Raw genomic sequence first — 14,999 nt, forward strand, 5'->3', positions numbered from 1 at the left:
GTCTCTGAACTATTGCTTGGGGTGGGTGTAGACATCACTATTCACTCAAAAGAAACAATCGAAATGTTCTCATGAATCATTCAAAGTTGCTGTAAAAATTACTTAATGCTACACAAATAAATTTATATTTTGCTAAATACTTCAGTAGGTAAACTAGGCTACGAACAGCGCAGCCCTTGTTTACCACTCTGTAACTTATGAAAGCGCTGGTACTGCTTCTAATTTCTCAGCTTTGTTCTTCAATACAGTTGGTAGTTCGCTGTTGAACGCCTCACCTTCAACTACTTGCGATCGGAAACCATCGGGCCCAACTGGAACATCGCCCGTGATGGTGGTGCGATAGAGGACGCGCTCGACCTCCAGATGATCCAAGTCTTGAGGGGCCAAATGGGAGGTGGCGCGGTTGTCCCAAAACGCAATGTCACCGTTATTCCAGCGGAAGCGGGTAGTGTAGGCGGGCTTGGTGATCTGGTTGAAGAATAACTCAAGCAGCAGATCGCTCTCTTGTCGTGATACGTCAATAATGTGCGAGGTGAAGCCAGGATTGACGTACAATGCGCGTTCACCAGTCTCAGGATGAACCCTTACTACTGGGTGGATTGAAACCAGGGGATTGGCTGCGATGCGCTGGGCAATCTTGCTGTTGCTGGGGAAATTCAAACGCGCATTGAAGCGATGTTCGGCTTTTAATGTGTCTGCCAAGGCCCGTAGGGGTGCTGACAGACCCTCGTAGGCTGCGACTAGATTTGTCCATTGTGTGTCACCACCGAAGCTAGGGACATTAACCGCACGCAAAATTGACGCCGCAGGTGGGTTGACAACTGCTGTGACATCGGTATGCCAACGGCTCTCGTAGCTGGAACGGCGCAGACCATTGCGCCGCTCGTAACGACTGCGGTCAATGGGCAGGATTTCTGAGAAGCCTTCAATCGGCTCATCTTCGTGGGGATGTGCGTAAGTCACTTCGCCGAAACGAGCCGTGAATGCAATCTGTGCCGCATGATCGATGTTTTGACCGCGAAAGAACACGACTTTCCACTTCAATAGTGCTTGACGAATTTCTTTGACTGCATCATCGTGCAGAGGACGCGACAGGTCTACGCCGCTGATTTCGGCACCGATGAAACCTGCTACCTGTTTGACTTCAATGTGTTTATTGCTCATGTCAATTCTCCATAATTTGATCGATAGGGCGGTGTTCGCAAGCGATCACAATTTAAATTATCATACTATAACTCGATCAATTTACAGTAGTATTTGCTCACAGTATTTTAGACTGCTGGAACAACGGTCGATTTAATCCAAGCAAGGGCAAGTTAAAATTTGCAACACAGATTAAGAAGCAAGCTACGTAATTAAATGGGTATAGAGCAAGCACTAAATTTTTGCTGCAAGTGCCTTTTTTGGAACTTACAACGATTCCACAATAGCCTCTCTGTATTCTTCGCTACTCATAGGCGTATTTATAATACTTTTATATAAAATTTATAAAATCTTTTTATTTGTAACACCAGTATTTGATTGATTAATTTCTACTATAGAATGAAAAAAAAATTATATTTGCTATAAGTATAGTTTTGCCCAAAGCTGCAAAATAAATACTGGTTAAAAGGAAAATAATACCTTGTATTTATTTTTTCATTTGTAAATTATATAAATAAATCCTAATTTTAGTCTCCTCTCCTATTTGAAGATACTAATTTTAATTTTTCGTTAGCACCAGGCTAATAACAAATTATGATATGCCTTTTTACCAACGTTGATTAAGGCTTTTAGGAGATTAAAAACTACATGAAAAAGCAATTATCACAGAAATGGACTATTTCTAAATATTGGTTACGTTTTTTAATTATCATCCTATTAGTAATAGGCGTATTTTTTCGCTTCGTCAATATTGACAAAAAAATTTATTGGGGTGATGAAGTTTTTTCATCATTACGCATATCTGGCTATACGCAGTCAGAAATGAAAACGCAATTAGGTAATGGTCGTTTGATTGGCATAGAAGATTTACATAGATACCAGTATCCTAATTCTGAAAAAAATGTAATTGATACAATTAAAGGGCTTATTTTAGAAGACTCGCAGATTTTGCCACTATACATCTTGATTACCCGGTTTTGGGTAGAGTGCTTTGGCAATTCTATCGCAGCGATCAGAAGTTTTTCGGCATTTATTAGTCTGCTTACCTTTCCTTGTCTTTATTGGCTATGTCAAGAATTATTTGAATCTTCACTAGTAGGGTGGATAGCCATCGGGTTAGTAGCCATTTCACCTATTCATATCGTGTATGCACAAGAAGCGCGATCGTATAGTTTAGGGATAGTAGCCATATTAATATCGAGCGTAGCACTGCTACGAGCCATGCGCCTTCAAACAAATGTTAGTTGGTACATTTATGTAGCAACATTATCAATAGGGTTCTATACTCATCTAGTTTTTACCTTTGTTGCTTTTGCACAGGGAATTTATGTAGTTGTAATCGAAGGTTTCCGATTGAGTAAAATATCGATTTACTACGTGCTATCATTGCTTGCGGGGTTTATAACTTTTGTACCTTGGATTTGGATTATTATTACCAATCCTCAGCCAGAAGCAGTCACTTGGGCGAATACTAAACAAACATTATTGATGTCAGCTACAAGGTGGGCTGGTATCTTTAGTCGTGCGTTTCTTGATTTAGGTATTAGTCCTAACGAACCGGGGAAACTTAAGTTTGTCTTAATTCCTTTTATTTTAATTATTTTAGCTTTAATCAGCTACTCAATTTATTTTGTGTGTCGAAAAACCTCTAAAAAAGTTTGGTTATTTGTCTTAAGTTTGATTGGATCTGTAGGGCTTCCTTTACTGATAACAGATTTCGTCTTTCAAAAGCGATTTGCTACTAGTCGATATACACTTCCTTCAGTTTTAGGTATACAGTTAGCTGTTGCTTACCTATTTACCACTAAGATTGCGTTTATTTATACTCAAGCTTGGCAAAAAAAGTTTTGGTCACTTGTAGCGTTTATGGTAATTATGGGCGGAGTTGTATCTTGTATGGTTCACTCTCAAGCGCAGATTTGGTGGAACCAATTCCCTGAAAAATACCAAGAATATCCTAAAATTGCTAATATTGTTAATCAAGGGAAGAAACCGCTTTTAATTAGTGATGAGGATAACCTTTTTCCACCGCTACAAGTACTTAGTAAATTAATCGACCCAAAAGTGCAATTTCAAATTGTAGGAAAAAATCAGTTACCAGAGATTACTAATGGCTTTACCGACATATTTTTGTTCTTGTTCGAGCCATCTGACTTTTTAAAAGCTGGAATTGAAAAAGTTTATAACTCAAAGTTACAGCAGGTAAACCACTATCTCTGGAAAATAACAAAACCTAATTAAACCAAGTACACGGGTATATCTAGGGGTTGGGAGACTGCAAGGTGGAAAATAAAAGCAGACATGGCATTTGAATATCACTTGTAGGTTAAAAATCAATATGCTTGGGTTAAGGGTTATTGGTGTAGATAATTGGTCTTGAAAGACGCGATAAATCGCGTCTCTACATTAGGGTTTTGGACTTATCTGAACTGTATTGGGTTAAAAATTAATATCAATTAGCCTTATAAGTGGCACAGTTAGAGCAAAAATATACTTTAATTAAACAAATAATTTAAGTATATACTTGTACTGCTGCCGCTTATGTCATCGCCCCTTGAGCGCCCGCTAAAAATTGAAATCAGACTGCCATCTTCCCATCCTGAATTATTAGAAGGACTGGATATATGGCTGCGTTTAGGTCTAATATCTGATGCCCAAGTCAGGCAGTTATGTCGAGAGTTTCTGGTGTGTGCGGTGGTGTTGCAACCCCAGGCTGAAGCTCAAACAAAGGTAGTATTTGCAACTTCCGACCCCGTGCAGCAGTTGCCCATAGCAGCTTTACAATCTAGTAGCGGTAAACAACCACAACAAAAACCAGCTAAACCCAACTTTATCAGCACAATGTTGCAGTCCTTGGGGGCAGAACTGAGTGTGCGTTGGCTACTTTTTCTAGGGGTTTTCCTGGTAGTGGTATCGTCTGGGGTACTGGCTGCTAGTCAATGGGCGAGGTTTCCTGCTTCTGGACAGTACGGGGTTTTATTTGCTTATACTTTGAGTTTTTGGGGATTAAGCTTTTGGGCAACTAGGCAAAATAACCTCAGATTGACGGCTCAGACATTGCTGATTGCCACTCTTTTGTTAGTGCCAGTGAATTTTTGGGCAATGGATAGCTTTCGGTTGTGGCAAAATCCTGTGGATTGGATTGTAGTTGCGATCGCCTGTCCTACCCTGACTGCTATAACTGTTTTACTCTCCAAAAATCGGACTATTTTTACCAATTTACATACTGACAAATTACCTCTGGTAAATATTCTGGGGCTGAGTTATCTGCATTGGGGTTGGCAATTAAGAGGATTTCCCTTAATTGCTGTTTATCTGGCAACGATCGCCACAACTATCATTACCGTTTATCACAATCTTTTCCAACAGCCTCATACTGTCAGCGACGATCGCCGTGGGGTAAGTATTAGTTTACCTGCTACTGTAATTATTTATTCTTTAATAGTATTGTTGGTGCGGGCAATTTTTGTTACCAAGGTAGATGTCACACTATTGGGGTTAGCTATTGGTATTTGCGGCTGGTTGATGACTTGGTTAGCACAGCAGGGAAGGAGAGCAGGGGGGCAGGGGAGCAGGGGAGCAGGGGAAGCGGGGGAAGCGGGGGAAGTAGGGGAAGTAACATTAATATACTCCTCATCTCCCTTATCTCCCTCATCTCTTTTACTCTGGGAAAGACTTGGGGGCGTTTTACTCTTTCTGGGTTGGGTAGTATCGGTAGTAAATTATCCTTGGCAAGCAATAGCTGTCAGTGGTTTGGGTTTGTGGTTTGTGGGGAGTCGCTTGCGGCGGTACAGTTTAAAGCGAGACTTTGCAGCGGTTTTCGTCATCGGCTTAGAGACGATTTTGCTAGGTTGGCGATTAGTACCTGATCACTTACAGAAATTAGCGATCGCAACTAGTACCCAACTCACCAATTCTCAAAATCAACCTTGGGCGCTACTGGGTATAGCTTTATTTCCCTACGTAATTTTGATGGTGGCGCTTACAGATAGTTTGTATCGCAGCCAAAAGCGAGAATTAGCTAAATTTGGCGAACTGCTCACCCTGTTATTTGGAGCTTTTTTAACAACGATCGCTATAGTAAATCCCACATTGCGATCGCTAAATCTGCTATTCTCTACCGCCACTCTCGCATTCGTTACTCAACGGCGCTCCCCCTCATCCCTTCCCCTGGTATACCTAACTCACATCATGGGGGTGCTGACGTTTTGCTTTACCATTAATTGGTTATTCCCCAGCCTGACTCAACAAGCTTGGGCAAGTATTTTATTGGCTCTCATGGTTGCAGAATGGCGATTTAGCTTGGAGGAAGGACTATGGCAACGTAGTGCATGGGATATCGGTTTAGGATTAGCCGCAGCTAGTTTTTTCCTTTTGTGGATGAATGCAGAATCATCTTGGTATGGCATCGCTGATAACCGATCTGATTGGGGAGTTTTATGGCTAGTTACGCCTTTAGCTCTCACAGGTGTTGCCAATGCCACAATTATGGAGCGGCGGATTACTAGCCGTTATTTGAGTGTCTTGGCTGTGATAGTTGCCCAGCTAGTGACTTTACAACTACCAGGAATCAGATTAATCAGTTTGGCTGTAGGTGCTGGATTGATGTTTGCAAATACGCACTATTTGCGAAACCAAGTATCTGCGGTAATTACAGAAGGATTTGTTTTAAGTTTCATTGGAGCGTTGCTGTGGACGGGTGTACCTGGTTTACCTCGCCTAGCGGTAGCAGGTTGGTTTATTGTCGGAGCGATCGCAACTTTAAGTCTATGGTTAGCGCGGACTGTTTTGAACCGACGCGGTAACGAATTAGCAGTTATCTATGCAGCCGCTAGCGATAAATGGGCGATCGCCTTATGTGGTTTGGAATTGTTAGGTTTGACACTGCACTCAGTGCTGATTTACCAAGGGTTTACTACTTCAGGATTTTTGTTCTTAATTGCCACTGCGATCGCCCTGGCAGCTATTGTTTATCGCAGTTGGCGAGAACCGACAAATTGGGCATTTTATGGGATTGGTTGGTGTTTGGAATTGTTGATTAGCCAGGTGCTAGGGTTGGGGGAAGGCTCAATTATTAGAATTGCAATCGCAAACATCACCTTGGGTTTAATTACTCAACTTGTCGGCGAGTGGTGGCGACGACGACATCAATTAGAAAGGTTTCCTAGCAGTCTGCACATTTTGCCATTAATTTATGGTGCATTTAGTGTATTGCTGCGTTTGAACACCTTCACCGAGTGGACAGGTTTGTATTCCTTGGGTGTAGCTTTAATTATTATTGGCGTGGGGCGACGGCGCGAAAACTTCAAACCCTTGCTGTATTTAGGAATTATTGGCGTATCAATTTCTGCTTATGAACTTTTGTTCTATCAAATGTCACAAGCTTCAGGAGGAGCATTAGGTGATGGATTAATTGCCATGTCTGCCCTTGGTGCAAGTATCATGTATGCTTACCGCATTCTGTCGCCTTGGCTTGTCAGCTACTTCCGCCTAACTCCCCAAGAATTGAAAAGAATTGCCCATATTCACTGGGTTTGGAGTAGCTGTTTATTAATGGCTGCCATTCCTCTTCCTATTGGAGTTAACCGTTTGGTGGGATTGGGAACTGGAGTATTTTTGATTCGTTATGCTGTCTTTCAGGGACGAAATTCACGCACTTCACCCAGTTTCTTCGGAGGAATTACAATCGCCGAGATGTGGGTTTACCTTGGCTTATTAGAGGTAGCCGGCATGAGGATTTATTGGCGAGAGACAGCAGTAGGGCGATTTTGGGCTGGGCCATTAGTTCCTTGGAATGGTGCGATCGCTTGTGTGGTAGCCTACTTTCTGTACATCCTACCTTGGGAAAGTTGGGGTTGGTCTAAAAGACCTTGGCAACAAGCTGCATACATCACACCACTGATAATTTTATGGGAAACCAGACTGCAAACTTACCCCATTACTTTAGTACTCGCAGCTGGATTCTACATCTTTTTAGCAAAAGTGGGTGAAAACATCCGTTTCACCTATATTAGTATGGCGTTGATTGATTGGGCACTTTATCGCTGGTTTGATTCTTTACGCCTGACTGATACTTTATGGTATGTAACGCCAATTGGGTTATCACTGCTTTATATTGCTCAAGTAGATACCCAACTGAAGCTACCAGAGTACAAAACATCTCGTCATCTTCTGAGAGTGCTAGGGAGTGGTTTAATTTGTGGGTGGGCAATTTTATTTGATCAAAATACAGCTTGGATACCGGGAATCTTCAGTCTCATCGCCATTTTTGCTGGATTAGCTTTACGAGTACGAGCTTTTCTCTACATTGGTACAGCCACTTTTTTAATTACTACAATCTATCAATCGGTAATTTTCAGCTTGCAGTACTCTTTTTTAAAATGGGTTGTTGGCTTGTTAGTTGGCATCTTACTAATTTATATCGCCGCCAACTTTGAAACCCGTCGCGCTCAAATAACTTCCTTAATTCGTAGCGCCATTGATGAATTTCAATCATGGGAATAGGAGTATTACCGCAAGGCGGAATTCAAAATTCAAAATTCAAGCAGGAATACACCGTAAACGTTTCATTGATTTTGAATGGTGAGACAGTCGCTCAAAGGGGGTTCCCCCCATGAGGAACTGCCGTTAGCGAACCTGCGTACTCTGTAAGAGTTGCAAGCTACGCGCAGCGTCTCGTAGAGAGCGTCACCCGTTAGCGCAGCGTTAGCGAGTCCTCGAGCGTCAGGGGTGGTTTATTTACGCGCCCGTTGTACTAGGTATTAAAAATTTCTAATTCCTAATTTGTAATCGCGTACTTCGGAATACGCAATTGACTATAGCGATCACCTTTGGGCAACGTTTGCCAATTTTAATGAATTGATCGCTTCATTAAACGCTTTTCGGTAGACTGCATCATTACTACTACCGTTATTCGTTTTGGCAAAGCTAATCAAAATCATATTGTTATCTCTAGGGTTTTTGAAAATGATATTTTCATGCTCATAAAGTCCACGATAGGTAAAGAATAGTCCTTTATGTCCAGCGATTGTTCGCTGCTGAAAGTTTTTTGCGTCTACAATCCAGTCTTTCTGCTGAATCCATTGTTGTAAAGAAAGTTGCTGAGGATTGCGATGCACCGATATAGTGACGTTGGGTGGATAGTCTCCTTCGTATACACTTACACTACTGATCTTTTGATAGTCCTGTTTTGTCCAGATGGCGATCCAGCCTACCGCCGAGGTATCGCCCGATTGAGGTGATTGAGAAACAACGACAAACTGAGTTGGAGAATAGCTGAATTTAAAGCCGTAGCGATCAGTATAGACAGCTTGATTGTTTATGCCCGATGTCGAAGCAGGATTCGCTTGATTCGCTTGGCTGATTCTTAAAAAACTAAGTGACGTTAGTGTTGCGATTCCCATAACTAAAATTGCGGTAGATGACAGTAAACGATATTGCTTTAAGTGTTTGAAATTCATAATTCTCTGTAAACCATCAATGTGAAACTTAGGATTACATATAGATTCAAGTTTGAATCAGTTAATTCCGCAATGTGACCAAAACCAGGAAGGCACTCATGCAATAAAAAAAAGGATACAAGCCCCTTAATTTATTAATGTCAGAAAAGAAAAGATGCGTTTCGAGATACATAGTGCGATCGCTCATCCCCGTAGGTTGGGTTGACGTAAGGAAACCCAACATTCATTAGCTCAAACAAAGTGCGATCGCTTGTGTGGTAGCCTACTTTCTGTACATCCTACCTTGGGAAAGTTGGGGTTGGTCTAAAAGACCTTGGCAACAAGCTGCATACATCACACCACTGATAATTTTATGGGAAACCAGACTGCAAACTTACCCCATTACTTTAGTACTCGCAGCTGGATTCTACATCTTTTTAGCAAAAGTGGGTGAAAACATCCGTTTCACCTATATTAGTATGGCGTTGATTGATTGGGCACTTTATCGCTGGTTTGATTCTTTACGCCTGACTGATACTTTATGGTATGTAACGCCAATTGGGTTATCACTGCTTTATATTGCTCAAGTAGATACCCAACTGAAGCTACCAGAGTACAAAACATCTCGTCATCTTCTGAGAGTGCTAGGGAGTGGTTTAATTTGTGGGTGGGCAATTTTATTTGATCAAAATACAGCTTGGATACCGGGAATCTTCAGTCTCATCGCCATTTTTGCTGGATTAGCTTTACGAGTACGAGCTTTTCTCTACATTGGTACAGCCACTTTTTTAATTACTACAATCTATCAATCGGTAATTTTCAGCTTGCAGTACTCTTTTTTAAAATGGGTTGTTGGCTTGTTAGTTGGCATCTTACTAATTTATATCGCCGCCAACTTTGAAACCCGTCGCGCTCAAATAACTTCCTTAATTCGTAGCGCCATTGATGAATTTCAATCATGGGAGTAGGGCGGCGTTGTTGATTGCGGTATGAATTAAGTAGATACAGGAATAGAACGCAACAAGTTAAGTTATCGGTTGATTTGGTGCGTTAAACTCACTTTGTTAACGCACCCTACAAGATCAGGCGCTCGCATTGCAGTTTTAGATGGGTTTGAGCTTCAGATAGATTTCCTTAACTTGCTCTTGACAGCGCTTAATAATTTTTCCTTCCCCTTCTTCTCCCCAAGAAAAGTTATTGCGAATATACTCTATTGTTACTTCACCTAATGTAGCACTGTACTTATAGTTAAGATAGCCTACACCACCTATGCTTCCCAGAAATCCCACAAGTACGCCAATTCCGCCAACAGGAGTCAGTACAGTTGAAGCCATATCTGCTGCAAACACTATTCCAACTGTACCCACAAAACTTGCCCCAATAACCTTACCACAAGTCCCAAAAACGTTTTTGGTTATTTTTATTGCCTCGGACTTGCTTTGCTTTTTTCCCATAATGACACAGATCGTAAACACCATACTTACCAGGAGTGGGGGATGAACGAGAAACGTGGCAAATGGTACTACTCCAGCCAATGCAGCAACACTACTGAAGACACCGATGAACCTCCGTGCAAGTTTTAACCTAGTATCAAAAATACGATTGTTAATGCTATCAGTCAATGAAACGGCACGTTGGGCTGGATCTAGAATATTCATTAATGCACCCAAAGTCCCAGCACTCTCATGTAAGCGATCAAGCAGTTGAGGTAATTCCTGTCGGATCATTTCATCACACTTTTGGTCAAAAAGCATGGCACTACCATAAACAATATCCTCTGGAGACTTCACAAATTTGCCCATCTTTTCTGAAATCCGAGAGCGGATAATCTCTTGATCTTTCTTGGGTTTATTGTTTTCAACCATATCCCACTTGTTCACAAATACAATCTTGGGAATGTCAGGTGAATTCTTCTGGACTAAATCGAACAATTCTATTTCATCTTGATAAGGCTCACCATCAATCACAAAAATATGTCCATGAGCTTTCTTTGCTTCTTCAACTGCTAATTTTTCGTTCAACGCTTCACCCATTACCCCAGGCACATCTACTATATTCCAAGGTTCTTTTTTATAGGGAGTTGGTATAGTAGTTTTATCATGTTCAACACCAACTTCAGCGACATCAGCATTCATTAATGAATTGATAATTGCTGACTTACCAACAGAGGTTTTGCCAAATAGGGCTACCCAAATTAAGCCAGTTTTTAAACGTTCTAGAAGTTCGTTGATTTCCTTAAATTCGTTTTCAATCTCTTGACGCTCCTTATCATTAAGTTTTTTACCAAATTGCCCCTTCAGATTTTCCAGTGCTTCCTGTAGTTCAGTTTGAACTTGAGAAATTTCATCACGAATTTCTTGATTGCTAACCATATTCTAAAAAATCTCCTTTATTTTATTAATTAATTGAGGTAATTCCTGTCGGCTCATTTCATCACGCTTTTGATCAAAAAGCATGGCACTACCATAAACAATATCCTCTGGAAACTTCACAAATTTGCTCATCTTTTCTGAGATCCGAGAGTGTATAGTCTCTTGATCTTTCTTAGGTTTATTGTTTTTAACAACATCCCACTTGTTCACAAATACAATCTTGGGAATATCAGGTGAATGTTCATGAACTAAATTAAATAATTCTATTTCATCTTGATAAGGCTCACCATCAATCACAAAAATCTGTCCATCAGCTTGTTGAGCTTTTTTAATTGCTAGTTGTTCATAATCTTTGTTGCCAATTATTCCAGGCAAATCAACCAAAATTAAAGGTGATTGGAAACAGATAGTAAGTAAATTACCTTGCTCAGAAGTTTCAGCTATATCAGCACCAATCAATGAATTGAGAATTGCCGACTTACCAACAGAGGTTTTGCCAAATAGAGCTATGATCTTATCTTTGATCTCAAATACCGTGCTTGAAAGTAGCCGAGAAAACTCTACAGAACCTTTACTAGTGTTAGCTTCAATTGGTTCTACAAATGTCACAACACTAATTAATTCAGTTTGATCGTTAAAATCAGCTAAATTAACTTGGTGTAGATCAATAGACCTAGCCTCTATTTTTGTACCTTGTATCTCTGCTTCAATATTTTGCTCTCGTAGCAACTTCTTGAGATCATCATTTGATAAAGATAATTTACCAGCTATCTTGCCTTTAATTTGTGTCAATGCTCCTGCGTCAGCATTTATCTCAGCAGCAGGATCAAATTTCCAGTGATTCTCACTTTCATCTTTAGTGAAAATCTTATTTAGTTCTTTGGTCAGAATGTTAGGTTTTAAATCATCCTGATTATATGTTGATTGCCATTTAGTTTCGTCAAAATTTTTTGAAGATTCAGATTGATTCCAATAAGTTAATAGTTTTTCCAATAGTCCAGCTTCAAAATCCTCTGGTTTTTCAATAACAGCATTAAAAGAAACTTCTGTGTTAATTCCCTCAAGTAGCTTTCTTAAGTCGTCACGATGTACATAAGCTACATTACCCAAACCATTTAATTCTACATATAGTTTGCTATTCTTTAGTTTCTGGAGTGAGAACTTGACTGTATTTTGCTGTGATTTTCGAGCAGACACAGAGAATTCATAATCAAGAGTCATTGAAGATAAACTATTTTCAATTTTAAAAGCAGTCTCTTTATCTGGAGATTGAATTTTGATGGTAAATTCTTGTGATGGTTGAGCAAATTGAAAATTATCTTTGATAATTTTAGCTTCGGGTGTCAACTCTTTTAAATCAGGAATATTAATTTTAATATAGGGAATTTGCAGAGCAAAAATGCTTGAACGTTGAATTTCTCGCGCTTGTTGTGGTGGATACAGATTACATACAGCTTGATGTGCAAGTTTTCCAGCTTCATCGTTGTCTAACTGTATTGTCAAGCTAGTTCTCCAAGAACTTTCATTCCATTGCTCACTTTTGACTAATAGCTGATTATTGCTGATTTCTGGAATAAAAAGCGGATCGTAGCGAAATTGCCAAGTTTGTGGGTTGTCAGGGCGATTTTTTGTTGCTTCCCAAATGCGTTTTCTTTGTTTATTAAAATCAAAAGCCGCTATCTCTGTTGCGGAGAAAACAAAATCAGAAAAATTCATATTTAGCTACCGTTCGCTATTGTTAAAATGCCTGTTATTTCCTTCTACACGCCCCAAGTAGTCGATTTCGGAATTTTTCGAGCGCGTTAGAGGCTTTTTTTCCTAACTCAATGCCTACCATGAAACTAATCTCAAACACGAGAATCCTTTCACCGCCTCTTCTACCTCCTTTTCAAGGGCAGATATTTAGGTTTGCGAGAAATTATTGAGAAAATTCTCAATTATTAAACATAGTTTTAAGGTTTCTGCATACAGCCATGCATTCACCAAATCAGCAGCAGTTAGCGTCGGGTAATCTTCTAACAAATAGGCTTCACTTGCCCCTTGATGGCGCAGGCTAACCAACAGCCAAACCGGAATCCGAGTCTGCCAAATACAGGCATCGCCCCCCATCACGCCTGGTGTTTTCTCAATGCCAATCAACCCATTGCCCAGACATGTCGCCAAAATCTGAATTGCCTGTGCCTTTTCTTCCAAAGACAGGGCTAAAAGTTGAGGTTGTAGCTCTTTGAGTGTCATTGTGGGCATCAAGCTGAATACTTGAGATGATGTGTTCTCTCTTATAGGTAAAAACCAACGAACAAACAAACAGCGTGTATGCTCTTTAAGCTAAGGGTTGAACTAATTAGACAGGCGATCGCCCAAATTCAAGATACCTGTAAAATTAAGCAAGAGCGATAGTTTCGCCAAAGCCTTCTAGTAGTCTGTCAAGTTTAAATTGATGAGTAAGCAAGTTTGTAGTAAAGACTTTAGTCATTAATTTTCTCAGCACTAAAGTCCTTACTACAAACCCTCAAAATTAGCTTGACAAAGTACTAGCTATCTTGTTGCAAAGGAGCCACTACGGTCAATTAATTATAACCTCTAATTGCACTTTCAATTTAGGTATTAAACCGATCGCCAATATCTTGAAGTTGCTTAACTAGATTGCCGATTGCAGCTACATCGCCGCCTGAAATGGCGTTTGAAACAGCGTTACCTAATTAGGTTATAAGACTTAAAACATCGAAAAACTTTATGCCATGTCAAATTCCTAAACCAACAATATTTCCAATAATATCAATTGTCTTACCAAAAATATTTAAGAAACCTACAGTATCATTTATTTCCTGAATTTCTTGATTTATCGCTTTAATGCCATCTTCAAAACCTTTTTCATTTTGCTCCAATTTGTTGACTAAAATAGTAGCAAGATTGTTCTTGACTGTGTTGACATAACTCTTCCATTGACTACGATACTTGTTAAATTTTTTTTTCTGTTCTGGATCGGTAAATTTACTTTCAATACCAGCTTGATCTAAATTTTCATCTATATCACTGATCTTTTTAAAAAATGCTAATTTTTTATTATTATCGATATTAAATGCTATCTCTGACATAAAATTACTTTTCCTTTGGTTTATTAGTTATTTTTGATTTCTTCGGCTAGATTAACTAGGGAGTTTATCTCAGATAAAAGTTCATTAGCGCGTGCAATAGTAAACTTATCTTCTAGGAGTAACTTAAAAGCTTCTTGGAAGTCTTTGGCTGATTCACTAGCATCATTCAAAGCTTCTATCGAAAGTGTCATCGTCAATATATTCCGCCGTCTTTCTATCCATGCGTCAGGATCGCTAATTGGATCGGCAGCCGTATAAGGTCTGAAGAGTAAACGATCTTCCTGATTATTTTGAATGCTTTTTAAATCTTTTGTTAGTTCAATAGTAAGAAATTTAAGCACTAATTCCTGAATAGCAAGCTCTCGATAAATCGTTTCTTTCCTCTGTTCTAATTCTTTTCTCAATGCACCTTTAATTTTATTACTCAATATTATTTTAGGAATTTCAGATAAAGCAGAGCCACTTGTCCCCGAGACAAGAGAATTACCTTGAATATTAGTGCTGACATTATTTAATTGAGTGAAAATATCCTCAGTAACTTCTTGTGCTTGTATTGGAGCATCCGAGGTTGCTAGATTTTCTAAAGCAATAAAGTAGCGTTTGAGTAGATCGGTATGTTGGCGCATTCGTCCAATTAATATAAGCCATTCCTTATCTTGTTTAGTAGTTTTGAAATACATTTCTTCACGATCTTTTACTGTCTCTTCTGCGCCGTGACGCAGCAAACTTTCCGAATTTGCATCAACAGCATAATTTCCTGATGCAACTAATAAAGTATCTAGTGCAATTGCATATTCTTGTCCAGCGTTGGCAAATTTTTTATATTCTCTTAGAGAAGCACCACAGGCAACTAATGAAGCTCCAATCAAAGAGATGATTGATGCTTTAATAACAAATTTAGATTTGATAGTAATCTCCTTTTTAAACATAAAACATGAATTAAAAAAATA

Annotated in this window: 9 protein-coding genes and 1 pseudogene; 3 read left to right on the top strand and 7 right to left on the bottom strand. The window is 39.6% G+C overall.

What is annotated here, in order from left to right; genetic code table 11:
* Positions 1-195: 195 nt before the first annotated feature.
* Positions 196-1,164: a TauD/TfdA dioxygenase family protein gene (locus tag V7L12_RS20050; RefSeq protein ID WP_335086870.1), complete on the bottom strand. Its 969-nt coding sequence runs from the start codon at positions 1,162-1,164 to the stop codon at positions 196-198.
* A gap of 627 nt (positions 1,165-1,791) precedes the next feature.
* On the opposite strand from V7L12_RS20050, the gene V7L12_RS20055 reads away from it, so the two are divergent.
* Together V7L12_RS20055 and V7L12_RS20060 are read left to right on the top strand one after the other, a co-directional pair.
* A complete protein-coding gene (locus V7L12_RS20055; protein ID WP_335086872.1) occupies positions 1,792-3,384 on the top strand; it encodes a glycosyltransferase family 39 protein in 1,593 nt (530 codons plus the stop codon).
* 300 nt (positions 3,385-3,684) lie between these two features.
* Positions 3,685-7,647 carry a DUF2157 domain-containing protein gene (locus V7L12_RS20060; RefSeq protein ID WP_335086874.1) on the top strand — a complete coding sequence of 1,321 codons (3,963 nt, stop codon included), beginning with the start codon at positions 3,685-3,687 and terminating at the stop codon, positions 7,645-7,647.
* 320 nt (positions 7,648-7,967) lie between these two features.
* Here V7L12_RS20060 and V7L12_RS20065 read toward each other — a convergent pair whose 3' ends face one another.
* The gene (locus V7L12_RS20065; RefSeq protein ID WP_335086876.1) at positions 7,968-8,603 is read right to left on the bottom strand and encodes a hypothetical protein; all 636 of its coding nucleotides are present in this window, start codon (positions 8,601-8,603) and stop codon (positions 7,968-7,970) included.
* A 239-nt stretch (positions 8,604-8,842) separates the two neighbouring features.
* On the opposite strand from V7L12_RS20065, the pseudogene V7L12_RS20070 reads away from it, so the two are divergent.
* A pseudogene (locus V7L12_RS20070) lies at positions 8,843-9,550 on the top strand (DUF2157 domain-containing protein); the annotation flags it as partial.
* A gap of 135 nt (positions 9,551-9,685) precedes the next feature.
* Here the strand turns inward: V7L12_RS20070 and V7L12_RS20075 are convergent.
* The 5 genes from V7L12_RS20075 to V7L12_RS20095 all read right to left on the bottom strand — a co-directional run bounded on the left by V7L12_RS20075 (position 9,686) and on the right by V7L12_RS20095 (position 14,978).
* Entirely contained in the window at positions 9,686-10,954 is a 1,269-nt protein-coding gene (locus tag V7L12_RS20075; RefSeq protein ID WP_335086878.1) for a GTPase, read from the bottom strand.
* Between the two features lie 3 nt (positions 10,955-10,957).
* The gene (locus tag V7L12_RS20080) at positions 10,958-12,670 is read right to left on the bottom strand and encodes a GTPase (protein ID WP_335086880.1); all 1,713 of its coding nucleotides are present in this window, start codon (positions 12,668-12,670) and stop codon (positions 10,958-10,960) included.
* Between the two features lie 186 nt (positions 12,671-12,856).
* A complete protein-coding gene (locus tag V7L12_RS20085) occupies positions 12,857-13,189 on the bottom strand; it encodes a DUF433 domain-containing protein (protein WP_335086881.1) in 333 nt (110 codons plus the stop codon).
* Between the two features lie 506 nt (positions 13,190-13,695).
* Positions 13,696-14,049, bottom strand: coding sequence for a hypothetical protein (locus V7L12_RS20090; protein ID WP_335086883.1), 354 nt, complete (start codon positions 14,047-14,049; stop codon positions 13,696-13,698).
* Between the two features lie 23 nt (positions 14,050-14,072).
* Entirely contained in the window at positions 14,073-14,978 is a 906-nt protein-coding gene (locus V7L12_RS20095) for a hypothetical protein (RefSeq protein WP_335086885.1), read from the bottom strand.
* Positions 14,979-14,999 lie beyond the last annotated feature (21 nt).

It is taken from the genome of Nostoc sp. (assembly GCF_036918245.1).
GTDB lineage: Bacteria > Cyanobacteriota > Cyanobacteriia > Cyanobacteriales > Nostocaceae > Nostoc.